This is a genomic window from Stenotrophomonas sp. YJH_SMC_14-1, from assembly GCF_059372275.1.
The window spans coordinates 533,709-549,484 of the sequence record NZ_JCAFVK010000001.1 but is presented as its reverse complement, the minus strand read 5'-3'; the positions used below and the strand labels follow the sequence as shown (position 1 = coordinate 549,484).

The 15,776-nt window shown below is 66.5% G+C and carries 15 protein-coding genes; all 15 read left to right on the top strand.

Going from position 1 to position 15,776, the window contains the following annotated elements; all coding sequences use genetic code 11:
• The first annotated feature begins 103 nt into the window (after positions 1–103).
• The 15 genes from AC5P9P_RS02695 (at position 104) to lpxA (ending at position 15,740) form a co-directional block, all read left to right on the top strand.
• Entirely contained in the window at positions 104–349 is a 246-nt protein-coding gene (locus AC5P9P_RS02695; protein ID WP_033834089.1) for a hypothetical protein, read from the top strand.
• On the top strand, positions 349–1,047 hold the full coding sequence (locus tag AC5P9P_RS02690; protein WP_033834088.1) for a fimbrial biogenesis chaperone: 699 nt from the start codon (positions 349–351) through the stop codon (positions 1,045–1,047). Before AC5P9P_RS02695 ends, AC5P9P_RS02690 begins: the two co-directional genes overlap by 1 nt.
• 220 nt (positions 1,048–1,267) lie before the next feature.
• A complete protein-coding gene (gene rpsB / locus AC5P9P_RS02685) occupies positions 1,268–2,074 on the top strand; it encodes a 30S ribosomal protein S2 (protein WP_005408748.1) in 807 nt (268 codons plus the stop codon).
• Between the two features lie 125 nt (positions 2,075–2,199).
• Positions 2,200–3,075, top strand: coding sequence for a translation elongation factor Ts (gene tsf / locus AC5P9P_RS02680; RefSeq protein ID WP_005408747.1), 876 nt, complete (start codon positions 2,200–2,202; stop codon positions 3,073–3,075).
• A gap of 224 nt (positions 3,076–3,299) precedes the next feature.
• Positions 3,300–4,838, top strand: a complete 1,539-nt coding sequence (locus tag AC5P9P_RS02675; protein WP_005412741.1) for a GGDEF domain-containing protein — start codon at positions 3,300–3,302, stop codon at positions 4,836–4,838.
• A 121-nt stretch (positions 4,839–4,959) separates the two neighbouring features.
• A complete protein-coding gene (gene pyrH / locus AC5P9P_RS02670; RefSeq protein WP_005408745.1) occupies positions 4,960–5,688 on the top strand; it encodes a UMP kinase in 729 nt (242 codons plus the stop codon).
• Positions 5,689–5,784: 96 nt separating this feature from the next.
• Positions 5,785–6,339 carry a ribosome recycling factor gene (frr, locus tag AC5P9P_RS02665; RefSeq protein WP_005408744.1) on the top strand — a complete coding sequence of 185 codons (555 nt, stop codon included), beginning with the start codon at positions 5,785–5,787 and terminating at the stop codon, positions 6,337–6,339.
• Positions 6,340–6,344: 5 nt separating this feature from the next.
• Complete coding sequence (gene uppS, locus AC5P9P_RS02660) at positions 6,345–7,112, top strand: polyprenyl diphosphate synthase (protein WP_005408743.1); 768 nt, start codon at positions 6,345–6,347, stop codon at positions 7,110–7,112.
• Positions 7,109–7,945 carry a phosphatidate cytidylyltransferase gene (locus AC5P9P_RS02655; protein WP_005408742.1) on the top strand — a complete coding sequence of 279 codons (837 nt, stop codon included), beginning with the start codon at positions 7,109–7,111 and terminating at the stop codon, positions 7,943–7,945. The genes uppS and AC5P9P_RS02655 overlap by 4 nt, the downstream gene beginning before the upstream one ends.
• 2 nt (positions 7,946–7,947) lie before the next feature.
• Positions 7,948–9,138: a 1-deoxy-D-xylulose-5-phosphate reductoisomerase gene (locus tag AC5P9P_RS02650; RefSeq protein ID WP_033834086.1), complete on the top strand. Its 1,191-nt coding sequence runs from the start codon at positions 7,948–7,950 to the stop codon at positions 9,136–9,138.
• A 55-nt stretch (positions 9,139–9,193) separates the two neighbouring features.
• A complete protein-coding gene (rseP, locus tag AC5P9P_RS02645) occupies positions 9,194–10,552 on the top strand; it encodes an RIP metalloprotease RseP (RefSeq protein WP_005408740.1) in 1,359 nt (452 codons plus the stop codon).
• 74 nt (positions 10,553–10,626) lie between these two features.
• Positions 10,627–12,990, top strand: a complete 2,364-nt coding sequence (bamA, locus tag AC5P9P_RS02640) for an outer membrane protein assembly factor BamA (protein WP_043034854.1) — start codon at positions 10,627–10,629, stop codon at positions 12,988–12,990.
• Between the two features lie 464 nt (positions 12,991–13,454).
• Positions 13,455–14,477 (top strand): UDP-3-O-(3-hydroxymyristoyl)glucosamine N-acyltransferase, encoded by a 1,023-nt coding sequence (lpxD, locus tag AC5P9P_RS02635; RefSeq protein ID WP_005408738.1) that lies wholly within the window; start codon positions 13,455–13,457, stop codon positions 14,475–14,477.
• Positions 14,474–14,932, top strand: a complete 459-nt coding sequence (gene fabZ / locus AC5P9P_RS02630; RefSeq protein ID WP_005408737.1) for a 3-hydroxyacyl-ACP dehydratase FabZ — start codon at positions 14,474–14,476, stop codon at positions 14,930–14,932. Before lpxD ends, fabZ begins: the two co-directional genes overlap by 4 nt.
• 16 nt (positions 14,933–14,948) lie before the next feature.
• Positions 14,949–15,740, top strand: coding sequence for an acyl-ACP--UDP-N-acetylglucosamine O-acyltransferase (gene lpxA / locus AC5P9P_RS02625; RefSeq protein WP_005412736.1), 792 nt, complete (start codon positions 14,949–14,951; stop codon positions 15,738–15,740).
• Positions 15,741–15,776: the final 36 nt, after the last annotated feature.

Below are 15,776 nucleotides of genomic sequence, written 5' to 3'. Positions count from 1 at the left end.
CATCATTCCTGTGCCAGGAGCAGTCGACTGACAGTCGACGCTACAGATTCGGCCGATCCCGCCGATACCGCGCAGCGAGATCTTTCAGCACGGTGGTTGCCAGGTGGCTCGCGCATTTCTGATCGGGGCGATACTGTTCGCCAGCACATTGGCGTGGGCCGAACCCGGCCCCAGCAACCTGCAGATCCGCCTGACCGTGGTCGAAGCCTGCCGCGATGACCCCGGCAGTACCCACTGCCCCGCACCCCACCAGCGCAGCGACACACCGCAACTTCCGCCCCAGGTCCGCGAGCTCGCGCCTCCCGCCGACGACGAAGACACGACGTCCGCCGTGACCGTCATCTACTGATGCGGGCACTTCTGACCCTGCTGGCGATGCTGCTGGCGTTGCCTGCCGCGGCATTGGACCTGTTGCCGACCACACTGCAGCTGCCCGCCGAAGGTGGCCAGGGCGAACTTTGGCTCTTCAACCCCGGTCCCGGCCGCTGGCAGGGCCGGGTACAGATCCTTGCGTGGGACCAGCAGACCGACGCGGACATGCTGCGTCCCACCGACCAGGTGCTCGCCAGCCCCACCCTGCTCGACATCCCGCCCGGCGTCCGACAGCGCATCTGGCTGCTGCCACGCCAGCCGGCATCCGCTGTCGGCGAACAGGCCTATCGGGTCGTCCTGGCCCCCACTACGCCAGGGCTGCAGCGCTATTCGCTGCCGTTGTTCCGCGGGCACGCCACGCCAATGGCCCAATCGCGGCTGCATGCAGGGATCGAACCCGGCCAGTCACATACCTTCCTGCGACTGAGCAACACCGGTACCCTGCACGCACGCCTGAACGATCTCGCCTACATCACCAGCGGCGGTCAGCGCACCCTGCTGCTGCCCGGTCTGGCCGGGTATCTGCTGGCCGGCCATGAGCGCCGCTGGGCCCTGCCCGCCCGCGCTGATGGCTACGCCGGCGGTCATTTCCAGGCCCGGCTGCAGGATGGCCGGGTGGTCGATCTGGTCGCTCCAGGCCCGGCAATTGCAGCCGGCGCACCAAGCGGGCTATAATCGACCGGATTCCTGCCGCCTGCGTGCGCGGGAACCCGTCCACACCGGACGTCACCGGTGAATCCACACCTGCTGCCCCCATCCGTGCCGGGGTGCTCCGCAAGGAGTTCGGCCACGGAGGCAACAGGGAAGCCCAACCCCGGAACCGATCGCGCTTCCACGCGTCCCGCATACCTATCCCCGCGGGCGGAATCGCTGGTTCCATATCAGGAGTATTGCAATGCCCCAGGTCACCATGCGTCAGATGCTGGAAGCCGGCGTCCACTTCGGCCACCAGACCCGCTACTGGAACCCCAAGATGGCTCCGTACATCTTCGGCGCCCGCGGCAAGATCCACATCATCAACCTGGAAAAGACCGTCCCGCTGTTCAACGACGCGATGAACTTCATCTCGTCGGTTGCCCAGAAGCGCGGCACCGTCCTGTTCCTGGGCACCAAGCGCAGCGCCCGCGAAACCATCAAGGAAGAAGCCGAGCGTTGCGGCATGCCGTTCATGAACCAGCGCTGGCTGGGCGGCACCCTGACCAACTTCCGTACCGTCAAGCAGTCGGTTGCCCGCCTGAAGGAACTGGAAGCCGGTGAAACCGACGGCACCTTCGAGAAGCTGGTCAAGCACGAAGTGCTGGGCCTGCGTCGCGAGCGCGACAAGCTGGAAGCCTCGCTGGGCGGCATCAAGGACATGAACCGCCTGCCGGACGCCATCTTCGTGATCGACATCGGCCACGAAGACATCGCGATCAAGGAAGCCAAGAAGCTGGGCATCCCGGTCATCGCCGTGGTCGACACCAACTACAACCCGGAACTGGTGGACTACGCCATCCCGGGCAACGACGACGCCATCCGCGCTGTGCAGCTGTACGCCCGCGCCGCTGCCGACGCCGTGCTGGAAGGCAAGGCTGCTGCTCCGCACGCTGCTTCGGTGCGTGAGGAAGAGTTCGCTGAAGCCGCTGCTGAAGGCGAAGAGAAGCCGGCCCGCCGCGCTCCGGCCAAGAAGGCTGCCAAGAAGGGCGACGACGCCCAGGCCTGATCCAGGCCCGGGGTGGACGCCCGGCGTCCACCCTCCCTGCGCGCAGCCTTTGGCGCGTGACAGGACCGTGTCACACGGGCCGGCCACCATGCCGGCCCAACCCCTTTCTTTCGTGAGGTAATCCCGTGGAAATCACTGCTTCCCTGGTCAAGGAACTGCGCGAGCGCACCGGCGCCGGCATGATGGAATGCAAGAAGGCGCTCACCGAAGCCAACGGCGACATCGACGCTGCTGCTGAAGCCATGCGCAAGTCCGGCGCTGCCAAGGCCGACAAGAAGGCTGACCGCGTGGCCGCCGAAGGCCGTCTGGGCCTGGCCCAGGATGGCGGCAAGGCCGTGCTGGTCGAAGTCAACTCGGAAACCGACTTCGTCGCCAACGATGACAACTTCAAGTCCTTCGTCAATGCCGTTGCCGCTGCCGCCCTGGCATCGGGCGCCACCGACGTCGAAGCCGTGAAGGCTGCCAAGCTGGCCGATGGCCGCACCGTTGAAGAAGCCCGCGCCACCGCCGTGCAGACCCTGGGTGAGAACATCCAGATCCGTCGCATGGTGAATGTCGACACCACCGGCAACATCGGTGCGTATGTCCACACCAACGGCAAGGTCGGCGTGTTGGTCGATCTGATCGGCGGCGACGTCGAGCTGGCCCGTGGCCTGGCCATGCACGTGGCTGCGCTGAAGCCGCCGCACAACAAGGCTGCGGACGTTCCGGCCGACTTCGTCGAGAAGGAAAAGGAAATCGAGCTGGCCAAGATGTCCGAAAAGGACAAGGCCAAGCCGGCCGACATCCTGGAAAAGATCATCAGCGGCAAGATCAACAAGATCGTCAGCGACGTGACCCTGTACGGCCAGACCTACGTGCTGGGCGACACCACCGTCGAGCAGGTGGTCAAGGCCGCTGGCGCCGATGTTGCTGGCTTCAAGCTGCTGATCGTCGGCGAAGGCATCGAGAAGGTGGTGGAAGACTACGCCGCCGAAGTTGCCAAGGCGATGCAGGTCTGATTCCAGCCTTCCGGCTGTGAAGCAACCAGAAGGAGCCGCGGGAGACCGCGGCTCTTTTTTTATGCCGGCGGCCCTGTGGGGTGCACACAGCGGCACCTTTGCGTTGCGCGCGAATCAAGCCGATACTCGGCACAGGGAATCAACAGTCATTTAGCAGGAACGAAAATCGCGGACTGTGATGCATTCCTAGGTATTCTTGCCCCAATGGAATTGAACGACCCGACATGCCTCCCGAGCTGACAGCTGCCCTGGCGCTCTGCCGCAACCTGCCCTCGCCACCCGGTATTGCCCTGCGCATCATCGAACTGGCACAGGACCCGGAAGCGGATATCGCCACCGCCGCCGACATCATCGCCATCGACATGGCGCTGAGCGCTCGCATGCTGCGCATCGCCAATTCGCCGCTGTACGCCAGCCGCCGTCGGATCGAGAACCTCGGCCAGGCACTGACCATGCTCGGCCTGAATGCCACGATCAGCCTGGCCCTCGGCTTCACCGTCACCCAAGGACTGACCGGCGGCACCGGCGCCGACCACGACCTGCGCCAACGCGCCTGGAAGCGCAGCATCCTCAGCGCGCTGGCCGCCAGCCAGCTGGGCCAGGCACGCGGCCTGCGCCGGCTGGAAGAACTGATGCTGGCCGGCCTGCTGCAAGACCTGGGCGTACTGTGCCTGGCCCAGGCCGAATCGGAGCGCTACCTGCCGCTGCTGCGCGAAGCACGCGACAACATCGACCTGGTCGCGCGCGAGCGCGACGAACTGGGCTGCAGCCACGCCGAGGTCGGCGCTTGGGTGGCCGAGCAGTGGGGCCTGCCGCGCTACCTGGTGGAGAGCATCAGCCACAGCGAAGACCTGGACGCCGCGGAATCGCCGTTCCAGGCCTGCGTGCAGCTGTCCGGTGCCGTGGCCGACATCTGGCTGGACGATGACGCCGATGCCGCCCGCGAGCGCGCCCTGCAGCAGGTGCATGACCGCCTTGAACTGGACAGCGCCCGTTTCGACCAGGTCCTGACCCGCATCAGCGAGGCCCTGCCGGACATCGCCAGCCTGTTCGAGGCCGGCCTGAATTCCCCCTCGCGGGTGCGCGAGCTGATCGACCACGCGCAGGAGCTGGCCACCCTGCGCAACCTGCGCGAACTGCAGGATGCCGACCAGGCCCGTCGCCGTGCCGACGAATTCGAAGCCCGGGCCAAGCGCCTGGCCGACCAGGCCCATCGAGATGCCCTCACCGGCGTGCTCAACCGGCGCCAGTTGGAAGCCGTGCTGGAGCAGGAATTCCTGCGCGCCGGTCGCCAGGGCTGGCCGCTGTCGGTGGCCTTCATCGACCTGGACGACTTCAAGAAGATCAACGACGCCCATGGCCACCTGACCGGCGACGAGGTGCTGCGGGCCTTTGCCGGCAAACTGCAGGGCCAGCTGCGCCACAGCGACACCGTGGCCCGCTTCGGCGGCGAGGAGTTCGTCGCGCTGCTGCCCAACACCAGCGAAACGGTAGCACTGGACGTGATCCGCCGGGTGCTGGCCAACATCGTTGCCACGCCGATGGCCGAACTGGAAGGCGGCCCGCTGTTCGTCACCTTCTCCGCCGGCGTGGCCACCCAGGGCGGCTACGAACGCTTCGCCGACGTGCAGGACCTGCTGCGCGCAGCCGACGACGTGCTGTACCGCTCCAAGAACCTCGGCCGCAACCGGGTGATCGCGCGCTCCCCCGGCGCCCTCGGCCACGACGAGCTGTCAGCGACTGCGGGCGCCGAGCTGGGCTGAACCGGAAGCCCCGGATGACCGGGGCGAACGCCAGGATTTTACGCCGCAGTGCACAAAACACTATGGCCCGACGCCGCATGCGCGTAGAATCGCCCGCGATTTCCACGCACCCGAGGTCCCCATGTCCAAGCTCGCCTATCGCCGCATCCTTCTGAAACTGTCCGGGGAGGCGCTGATGGGAGATGAGGACTACGGCATCGACCCGAAGATCATCAACCGCCTGGCCCGTGAGGTCATCGAAGCCCAGCAGGCCGGTGCCGAAGTAGCCCTGGTGATCGGCGGCGGCAACATCTTCCGCGGCGCTGGCCTGGCCGCAGGCGGCATGGACCGGGTCACCGGCGACCAGATGGGCATGCTGGCCACGGTCATCAACGCCCTGGCCATGCAGGACGCCCTGGAGAAGCTGGGCGCCAAGGCGCGCGTGATGAGCGCGATCAAGATCAACGACGTGTGCGAGGACTACATCCGCCGCCGCGCCATCCGCCACCTGGAAAAGGGCCGCCTGGTGATCTTCGCCGCCGGCGTCGGCAGCCCGTTCTTCACCACCGACTCCGGCGCCGCCCTGCGCGCGATCGAGATCGGTGCCGACCTGCTGCTGAAGGCCACCAAGGTCGATGGCGTGTACGACAAGGACCCGAACAAGCACAGCGATGCGGTCCGCTTCGACAGCCTGAGCTATGACGAAGTGATCCGCCGCGGCCTGGAAGTGATGGATACCGCCGCCTTCGCACTGGCCCGCGACAGCGACCTGCCGATGCGCGTGTTCGACATGGGCCAGCCGGGCGAGCTGCTGAAGATCCTCAACGGCGAGAACATCGGCACCCTGGTCCAGGGCCGCGATCCGGCCTGAGCCTGAGCGCGCGGCGACAACCGGGCCGATTCAGGCCCGGCAGCGTCCCGTATTCGCCTATAATCGCCCGATTCCAGATACATCCAGGACCGGGCGATGCTCAACGACATCAAGAACAACGCGCAGACGCGCATGGCCAAGAGCATCGACGCTCTGAAGCACACCCTCACCTCCATCCGGACCGGGCGTGCCACGCCGGCCCTGCTGGACCGCGTGACGGTCAATGCCTACGGCAACGCCAGCACCCCGCTGAACCAGGTTGCCTCGATCTCCAACGCCGATGCGCACTCGCTACTGGTCACCCCGTTCGACAAGGGCATGATCAAGGAGATCGAGAAGGGTCTCTACAACGCCGAGTTCACCCCGAACACGCTGGGCACCGCGATCCGCATCAACATGCCGCCGCCGACCGAAGAGCGCCGCAAGGAGCTGGTCAAGCAGGTGCAGAAGGAAGGCGAAGGCGCCAAGATCGCGATCCGCAACATCCGTCAGGACGCGAACAAGGAAATCGCCAAGCTGGTCAAGGACAAGGCGATCAGCGAGGACGAGAAGAAGCGCGGTGAGGACGACATCCAGAAGTTGACCGACACCAACATCAAGGACGTCGACAAGGTCGTTGCCGACAAGGAAAAAGAACTGCTGTCGGTCTGAAGTCGATGCCTTCAGTCCCGCCTCCGTTGCCGGCCACCCTGCCCCGCCACGTCGCCATCATCATGGATGGCAACGGGCGCTGGGCACAGCAGCGCCGCCGCCCGCGCGTGATCGGCCATCGTGCCGGCGCGCGCGCGGTCAACCGCACCATCGAGCGCTGCCTTGAACTGGGCATTCCGGCGCTGACCCTGTTCGCGTTTTCCAGCGAGAACTGGGGCCGGCCGCAGGAAGAAGTCGACGCCCTGATGAAGCTGTTCCTCGGCGCGCTCGACCGCGAAGTGGACGAACTGCACCGACGCGGCGTGCGCGTACGCTTCATCGGCGAACGCGAGCGCTTTGGTGCCGGACTGGTCAGCCGCATGCAGCTGGCCGAGCAGCGCACCGCCGACAACACCACCCTGACCCTGTCGATCGCCGCCAGTTACGGCGGTCGCCAGGACATCGCCCGTGCCGCGCGCGCACTGGCCGCTGAAGTCGCCGCAGGACGCCTGCTGCCCGAACAGATCGACGAATCGCTGCTGGGCAGCCAGGTCGCCCTGGCCGACCTGCCGCCGCCGGATCTGTTCATCCGCACCGGTGGCGACACCCGCATCAGCAACTTCCTGCTGTGGCAACTGGCCTACACCGAGCTGTGGTTCACCGAGGCGCTGTGGCCGGACTTTGATGCCGCCCTGCTGCAGCAGGCGCTGGATGCCTATGGCAGCCGCGAGCGTCGTTTCGGCCTGACCAGCGCCCAGATCGCCGCACTGGCCACCGAGACCTCCAGCCCATGACCAAGACCCGAGTCCTCGCCGCGCTGATCATGGCGCCGCTCGCCATTGCCGCGATCCTGCTGCTGCCGACGCAATGGCTGGCCGCCGCCGCCGCCGCCGTGCTGCTGATCGGCCTGTGGGAATGGCTGAAGCTGGCCGGCATCGAAGACACCCTAGCGCGCACCGTGCTGCTGGTGCTGAACCTGCTGCTGATGGTGCTGCTGGTGTGGGCCGATGGCAGCACGCTGGTGCTGTTCCAGATCACCACACTGGCGGGTGTTGCCTGGTGGCTGGCGGCGCTGGCCTGGCTGCGCTTCTTCAACTTTGGCGCCCAGCCGACGGCCCCCTCCCGGATCGTGAAGATGCTGGCCGGCACCCTGGCCATCGTTCCTGCCTGGGCAGCGCTGGTGCTGATCCACGCTGGCGGTGACCCGCCAGGCAAGCAGGGCCACCTGTGGCTGCTGGCGGCACTGGCACTGGTCTGGGCAGCCGATTCGGGCGCCTATTTCGCCGGCCGTCACTTCGGCAAGCACAAGCTGGCGCCGCGGATCAGCCCCAACAAGACCTGGGAAGGCCTGTTCGGCGGCCTGCTGGCCGGTGTCGCCGTGGCCCTCGGACTGGGCTGGCTGGCCGGCATCGACATCGCGCACCTGCCGGGCCTGCTGATCACCTCGGTGGTGGCCGTATTCGCGTCGGTGCTGGGTGACCTGTTCGAAAGCCTGATCAAGCGCCACGCCGGTGCCAAGGACTCGGGCAACCTGATTCCGGGCCATGGTGGCGTGCTCGACCGCGTCGACGGCGTCCTCGCCGCCGTGCCGGTGTTCGCGCTGGGCAAGGAAATCTTCGGGTTCTGACCATGAATGCTGTCGCAGACCTGCGCCGGGTCGCCGTATACGGCGCCACCGGCTCGATCGGTGCCTCCACGCTGGACGTGATCGCCCGCCACCCGCAGCGCTACCAGGCCACGGTGCTGGCCGCCGGCCGCCAGGTGCAGGCACTGCTGGCCCTGTGCCGCCAGCACAAGCCAGCGCACGCGGTCATCGCCGACCAAGCGCTGTTCACCGAACTGCGCGACGGCCTGCGCGATGCCGGGCTGTCGACCGAGGCCCACGCCGGTCATGCCGCACTGGATCAGCTGGCAGCAAGCGATGCCTGCGACACGGTCGTCGCGGCCATTGTCGGTGCTGCAGGGCTGTCCTCGACCCTCGCCGCCGCTGCGGCCGGCAAGCGCATCCTGCTGGCCAACAAGGAATCGCTGGTACTGGCCGGCGAGCTGCTGACCCGCACCGCCGAGCGCGCCGGCGCCGAGATCATTCCGATCGATAGCGAGCACAGCGCGATCTTCCAGTGCCTGCGTTCGCGCGACGCCAGCATCGACGGCGCCGGCGTGCGCCGCATCCTGCTGACCGCGTCGGGCGGCCCGTTCCGCGGCCGCAGCCGCGCCGAGCTGGCCGAGGTCACCCCGGCCCAGGCCGTGGCTCACCCGAAGTGGTCGATGGGCCCGAAGATCTCGGTCGATTCGGCGACGTTGATGAACAAGGGCCTGGAAGTCATCGAGGCGCACCATCTGTTCTCGGTGCCCGGCGAGCGCATCGAGGTGCTGGTGCACCCGCAGAGCCTGGTCCATTCGCTGGTCGAATTCGTCGACGGCTCGACCCTGGCCCAGATGGGCCTGCCGGACATGCGCACCACCCTGGCGGTCGGCCTGGGCTGGCCGCAGCGCATCGAATCGGGCGTGGCCGGGCTGGACCTGCTGGCGCAGGGCCGGCTGGATTTCGAGGCGCCTGACACCGACGCCTTCCCCTGCCTGGCGCTGGCCTGGCAGGCCATGCAGGCCGGCGGTACTGCCCCGGCGGTGCTGAACGCCGCCAATGAAGAGGCGGTTTCAGCATTTCTTCAGGGCCGGATCGGTTTCCTGACCATCCCGGAGCTGGTTGCTAACGCTCTTTCAACACTGCCGACCCAGCCAGCCGATACACTGGAGGTCCTGTTGTCCGCCGACCAGCGGGCACGCCAGCTCACCCTGAACGCCATCGACGCCGCCTGAACGACCGCCTCGCCCAGCATGACGCCGCCGCCCCTGCCCGCCACTGTGAGCCTGCATGACTGACTTCCTCGGATCGGTCTGGTGGATGATTGTCAGCCTCGGGCTGCTGGTCACGTTCCACGAGTTCGGGCATTACTGGGTCGGCCGCCTCTGTGGGGTAAAGATCCTGCGCTTCTCGGTCGGCTTCGGCCGTCCGCTGTGGTCGCGCCGCGACAGGCACGGCACCGAGTTCGCCATTGCCGCCATCCCGCTGGGTGGCTACGTGAAGTTCCTCGACGAACGTGAGGTCGAGGTCCATCCCCACGAGCGCGGCCAGGCCTTCAACCACAAGACCGTGTGGCAGCGCATCGCCATTGTTGCTGCAGGGCCGATCGCCAATCTGCTGCTGTGCATCCTGCTGCTGTGGGCGATGTTCGTGATCGGCAAGCAGGACTACTCGCCGACGATCGGCCGGGTTGACGGCATCGCCGCCAGCGCCGGCCTGCTCAGCGGTGACCGCGTTCTGCGGGTGGATGAGCGCCAGGTCGCCACCCTGGGCGAGGCCAGCATGGCGCTGACCGCCGCCGCGATGGATCGCCGCGACGTCACGCTTGAGGTACTCGACCCTGCGGACCAGGTGCGCGTGCGCACCCTGCCGCTGTCGCAGCTGCCCGCCGGCTTCGATGAACGACGGGTACCGATCCTGGCCGGCCTGTACTGGCAATCGTGGCTGCAGCCGGCGCTGGTCGACTCGCTCACCGCCGATTCGGTGGTCACCGGGCTGCTGCAGCCGGGCGACCTGATCGTGGCGATCGACGGCCAGCGCATCGACAGCGTCGACCAGGTGATCGGCGAGATCCAGGCCCTCGGCCGTGCCGGAGGCCCCGGCATGATCGAGGTCCTGCGAGGCGGTGAACGCCTTGCACTGGAAGTCACGCCCCGCCAGGGCAAGGATGGCAAGGGCAACCCGGTCTGGCAGATCGGCGTCGGCTTCCCCACCACCTACAGCCCCTCCTACGACACCCTGCTGCGCTATGGGCCGCTGGATGCAGTGACCGTCGCCGTACGTGAAACCGGCCGGCTTGCCGCCGATTCGCTGGGCATGATGGCCCGCATCGTCACCGGCAAAGCCTCGCTGCAGAACGTTTCCGGGCCGGTCACCATCGCCCGCGTGGCCAATGTCTCGGCCAAACGCGGCCTCGACTGGTTCCTGCAGTTCCTTGCCCTGCTGTCACTCAGCCTGTGCATCATCAACCTGTTGCCGATCCCGATCTTGGACGGCGGGCACCTGCTGTATTACCTTATCGAGTTGGTCAAGGGCAGCCCGCTGAGCGAGCGTGCCATCGCCGCCGGCCAATACATCGGCCTGGCGTTGCTGGCCGGGCTGATGGGGTTGGCGTTCTACAACGACATCCTCGGCCTGGTCCCGCGATGAACTTTTCCACGTTGTTGCCGTCTACAGCGTCGGCATCCCGCACCAATGAAATCGACCTTCCTACCGGACGTGACATGACGCGACTCCCCAATCGCCGCCTGCTGGCCCTCGCCCTCGCCGCCGTCACCGGCGCTCCCGCCCTGGCCCAGGCAGCCGAGCCCTTCACTGTCAGCGACATCCGCGTCGATGGCCTGCAGCGCATCAGCTCGGGCACGGTGTTCACCTACCTGCCGGTGGAACGGGGCGAGACCATCACCGACAACAAGGTCGGCGAGACCATCCGCGCGCTGTACAAGACCGGCTTCTTCGAAGACGTGCAGCTGGACCGCCAGGGCAGCATCCTGGTGGTGACCGTCAAGGAACGCCCGGCGATCAACAAGCTGACCGTGACCGGCAACAAGGACATCAAGTCCGAGCAGCTGCTCAAGGGCCTGTCCGACATCGGCCTGACCGAGGGTGGCACCTTCGACCGCCTGAGCCTGGACCGCGTGACCCAGGAACTGCGCCGCCAGTACAACGACCGCGGCAAGTACACCGTCGAGATCACCCCGACCGTGAGCCCGCTGGACCGCAACCGCGTGGACATCGCGATCGCCATCAAGGAAGGCAAGGCGGCCAAGATCCGCCACGTCAACCTGGTCGGCACCGAGAAGTTCGAGAGCAAGGACATCCTGGAGACCTGGGAGTCCAAGGAGCACAACTGGGCGTCGTGGTACCGCCGTGACGACCAGTACTCCAAGGAAAAGCTGTCCGGCGACCTGGAAAAGCTCAACTCGTGGTACCTGGACCGCGGCTACGTCGACTTCAGCATCGATTCCACCCAGGTCTCGATCAGCCCCGACAAGCGCGACATGTTCCTCACCGCGGGCGTGACCGAGGGTGCGCAGTACAAGATCTCCGAGATCAAGGTCAGCGGCGACACCATCCTTCCGCAGGAGGACGTCGAGCGCATGGTGATCCAGAAGCCGGGCGACACGTTCTCGCGTGCCCTGCTGGAATTCAGCTCGGACACCATCACCAACTCGCTGTCCAACATCGGCTACGCGTTCGCCAAGGTGAACCCGATCCCGACCACCAACCGTGCCGAACAGACGGTAGGGATCAACATGCAGGTCGTGCCCGGCCCGCGCGTGTCGGTGCGCCGTATCCTGTTCCGTGGCAACACCCGCACCTCCGACGAAGTGATGCGTCGCGAAATGCGCCAGTTCGAGAACAGCTGGTACTCGCAGGCCGCGATCGACCGCTCCAAGATCCGCCTGCAGCGCCTGGGCTACTTCGAGTCGGTGGACGTCGAGACCCCGGCCGTCAGCGGCAGCAACGACCAGGTCGACGTCGTCTACAACGTCAAGGAAACCACCTCCGGCAGCTTCGTGTTCGGCCTGGGCTATTCGCAGTCCTACGGCATGACCACCTCGGTGCAGCTGTCGCAGAACAACTTCCTCGGCGGCGGCAACCGCGTGTCGGTCGAAGCCTCGCGCAGCAGCTACCTGCAGCGCTACGGCTTCAGCTACACCAACCCGTACTTCACCGACGACGGCGTTTCGCTGGGCTACAACCTGTCCTGGCGTGAACTGGACTACTCCGACTTCAACACCGCGCAGTACAACAGCACCAATGGTTCTGCGCAGGTGGTGTTCGGCGTGCCGCTGACCGAAACCGACACCGTCTCGCTGATGTTCGGCATCGACAGCAACCAGATCACCACGTACCAGGGCTCGACCCCGCAGTCGATCATCGATTACATCAACGTGCTGGGCAGCAGGACGTTCCATGCCTGGCGCACGGAACTGGGTTGGGCGCGTGACTCGCGCAACGACTACTTCATGCCGACCCGCGGCACCTATCAGCGTGTTGGCCTGGAAACCACGCTGCCGGGCTCGACCATCGAGTACTACAAGCTGAACTACCAGATCAGCAAGTACTGGCCGATCATGCCGTCGCTGGTGATCAACACCCGTGCGGAAGTTGGTTATGGCGATAGCTACGGCAAGGACAAGACCGCCATGGTGCCGGACGAGAACGGCAACCTGCGCCCGGTCACCGCCAAGGGCCTACCGTTCTACGAGAACTTCTACGCCGGCGGCACCAACTCCGTACGCGGCTTCGAGGACAACACGCTCGGCCCACGCGAAGTAACCCGCGGTTATCCGGAAGGCCAGCCGCTGGGCGGTTCGCTGAAGACCGTCGGTTCGGTCGAAGCCTACTTCCCGCGTTTGTTCGACAGCCCGTCGGCCCGCGTGTCGGCCTTCGTCGACTTCGGCAACGTCTACAACGGCGCCGATAACTTCAAGGCCAACGAACTGCGAGTGTCTACCGGTGTAGCCCTGCTGTGGCGCGCCCCGGTCGGACCGATCTCGATCAGCTACGCGTTCCCGCTGAAGAAGGAAGACGGCGACAAGATCGAACGCCTGCAGTTCACGTTCGGTGGGCAGTTCTAAGAACTGACCACCGAAGGTGCGCCGCGGCTTGCTGCGCAAGCAGCGGGTCCCGACCTACCTCCTATCCCCCGCGCCATTACGCATGCCATCCATGGCATGCGCCCTTCGGGCCGTTGCATAGCAACGTTGGGAATCGCTCCTGCGATTCCCAGGGGCGCGCCCCCCTTAACAGAAGGGGGGCTCTCCACCAGACGGGGTGCGAATCGCCGGGCTCTGCCCGGCGTTTTCGTTTTTCAGATGACACTGCACGGCACGGGCTTTTGGCCGCGCTCGCGGGAAATTGTCCAGAGGCGGCGGGTGGCCTTGGACAGGACCGTTGGCGCCATGGATGGCGCCATCGAGCACCATGGAGGGGCTTTTGCGTGTCCTGGCCAGGGCCACCCGCCGCCTCCCGCCCGTACCAGGCAGGCGCCAAGCCCTGCCCCCCGCATGACCGCAATGGCGTCACACGTTAAACTCCCGCCGTGAATACTCCCACCTACACCGCCCAGCAACTCGCCGAGCAGTTCGGCCTGCAGGTCCATGGCGACCCCGCCACCGCCATCCACGGCGTGGCCACCCTCGCCCACGCCGGTCCTGGCCAGCTGACCTTCCTCGCCAATCCACGCTACCGCGCCCAGCTGGCCGACAGCCAGGCCTCGCTGGTCGTGCTGCGCGCCGACGATGCCGAGGCCGCCCCCGGCGCCGCGCTCGTGGCCAAGGACCCGTACACCACCTTCGCCAAGATCGCCGCGCTGTTCGACATCGCGCCCACGCGCCCGCCGGGCATCCACCCCAGCGCCGTCATCGATCCCAGCGCCCAGGTCGCCGCCAGCGCCCATATCGGTCCCTTCGTCTCCATCGGCGCGCGCAGCGTGGTCGGCGAGAACTGCATCATCGGCACCGGCAGCGTGATCGGCGAAGACTGCAGCCTGGACAGCGGCTGCGAACTGATCGCCCGGGTCACCCTGGTCACCCGGGTCAAGCTCGGCAAGCGCGTGCGCGTGCACCCCGGTGCCGTGCTCGGTGCCGATGGCTTCGGCCTGGCGATGGACGCCGGCAAGTGGATCAAGGTGCCGCAGCTCGGCGGCGTGCGCATCGGCGACGATTGCGAAATCGGCGCCAACACCTGCGTCGACCGTGGTGCACTGGAAGACACCGTGCTGGACGAAGACGTGCGCCTGGACAACCTGGTACAGATCGCGCACAACGTGCAGATCGGTGCGCACTCGGCCATCGCCGGCTGCACCGGCATCGCCGGCAGCGCCAGGATCGGCCGTTACTGCCTGCTCGGCGGCCACGTCGGCGTGGTCGGCCACCTCGAGATCTGCGACAAGGTCGTGATCACCGGCAAGTCGGTGGTCCGCAATTCCATCCATGAGCCGGGCGAGTACTCGTCCGGCACCCCGTTGACCGACAACCGCACGTGGCGCAAGAACGCCGCGCGCTTCAAGCAGCTGGACGCATTGGCTCGCCGCGTCCTGGCTGCTGGCAAGGAGAAAGAATGAACGACACGCTGCAGCTTCCGATCGACGTCTGCCAGATCCAGGAACTGCTCCCGCACCGCTACCCGTTCCTGCTGGTGGACCGGGTGCTTGAGCTCGACATCGACGCCAAGCGCATCCTGGCGCAGAAAAACGTCAGCATCAACGAGCCGTTCTTCCAGGGTCACTTCCCGGGCCGCCCGATCATGCCCGGCGTGCTGATCATCGAAGCGCTGGCCCAGGCCGGTGGAGTGATGACCCAGCTGACGCTTGGCCGCGATGCGCAGTCCAAGCTGTTCTACATGGTCAAGGTGGAAAACGCCCGCTTCAACAAGCAGGTCGTGCCCGGCGACGTGCTGATGCTGGATGTGCAGATGAAGCGCCTGATCCGCAACATGGGCTGGTACTACGGCGAGGCCAAGGTCAACGGTGAAGTCGTTGCCTCGGCCGAGGTCATGTGCGCCGGTGCCAAGGGCTGATCCACGGGAGGCAGCAATGACTGACAACGCACCACGGATCCACCCGACTGCCGTCATCGATCCGGCCGCGCGCCTGGCCGACGACGTCCAGGTCGGCGCGTTCACCCTGATCGGTGCCGATGTGGAAATCGGCGCCGGCACAGTGGTCGGCCCCCATTGCAGCATCCACGGCCCGACCAGGATCGGCCGTGACAACCGCTTCATCGGCCACGCCGCGATCGGTGGCGAGCCGCAGGACAAGAAGTTCGCTGGCGAACGCACCGAACTGGTGATCGGCGACCGCAACGTGTTCCGCGAGTTCGTCACCCTGAACCGTGGCACCGGCGGCGGCGGCGGCATCACCACGATCGGCAACGACAACTGGATGCTGGCCTACACGCACGTGGCGCACGACTGCCATGTCGGCAACTTCTGCGTGTTCTCCAACAACACCACCCTGGCCGGCCACGTGACCGTGGGCGACTACGTGATCATCAGCGGCTTCGCTGGTGCCCACCAGTTCTGCCGCATCGGTGCCCACGCCTTCCTCGGCATGGGCGCGCTGACCAACGGCGACGTTCCGCCGTTCACCATGGTCGGCACCGATTCGCTGGGCCGCCCGCGCGGCATCAACAGCGAAGGGCTGAAGCGTCGTGGCTTCGACGCCGAGCGGATCTCCGCCATCAAGCGCGCCTACCGCACCCTGTACGTGGCGGGTCTGCCGCTGGCCGAAGCCAAGGTGCAGCTGACCGAACAGGCACGCGACAGCGATGACGTGAAGGCCATGCTGGACTTCATCGAGCACGCTGAGAGGCCCTTGCTGCGATGAGCAGCACGACCGGCCAGGCGCCGGCCGGCGCCGCCG

Excerpts from the sequence above, each read along its gene's own strand:
- AC5P9P_RS02690 (WP_033834088.1), top strand. The coding sequence starts at position 349 with ATGCGGGCACTTCTGACCCTGCTGGCGATGCTGCTGGCGTTGCCTGCC.
- rpsB (WP_005408748.1), top strand. The coding sequence starts at position 1,268 with ATGCCCCAGGTCACCATGCGTCAGATGCTGGAAGCCGGCGTCCACTTC.
- AC5P9P_RS02675 (WP_005412741.1), top strand. The coding sequence starts at position 3,300 with ATGCCTCCCGAGCTGACAGCTGCCCTGGCGCTCTGCCGCAACCTGCCC.
- pyrH (WP_005408745.1), top strand. The coding sequence starts at position 4,960 with ATGTCCAAGCTCGCCTATCGCCGCATCCTTCTGAAACTGTCCGGGGAG.
- frr (WP_005408744.1), top strand. The coding sequence starts at position 5,785 with ATGCTCAACGACATCAAGAACAACGCGCAGACGCGCATGGCCAAGAGC.
- uppS (WP_005408743.1), top strand. The coding sequence starts at position 6,345 with ATGCCTTCAGTCCCGCCTCCGTTGCCGGCCACCCTGCCCCGCCACGTC.
- AC5P9P_RS02655 (WP_005408742.1), top strand. The coding sequence starts at position 7,109 with ATGACCAAGACCCGAGTCCTCGCCGCGCTGATCATGGCGCCGCTCGCC.
- AC5P9P_RS02650 (WP_033834086.1), top strand. The coding sequence starts at position 7,948 with ATGAATGCTGTCGCAGACCTGCGCCGGGTCGCCGTATACGGCGCCACC.
- rseP (WP_005408740.1), top strand. The coding sequence starts at position 9,194 with ATGACTGACTTCCTCGGATCGGTCTGGTGGATGATTGTCAGCCTCGGG.
- bamA (WP_043034854.1), top strand. The coding sequence starts at position 10,627 with ATGACGCGACTCCCCAATCGCCGCCTGCTGGCCCTCGCCCTCGCCGCC.
- fabZ (WP_005408737.1), top strand. The coding sequence starts at position 14,474 with ATGAACGACACGCTGCAGCTTCCGATCGACGTCTGCCAGATCCAGGAA.
- lpxA (WP_005412736.1), top strand. The coding sequence starts at position 14,949 with ATGACTGACAACGCACCACGGATCCACCCGACTGCCGTCATCGATCCG.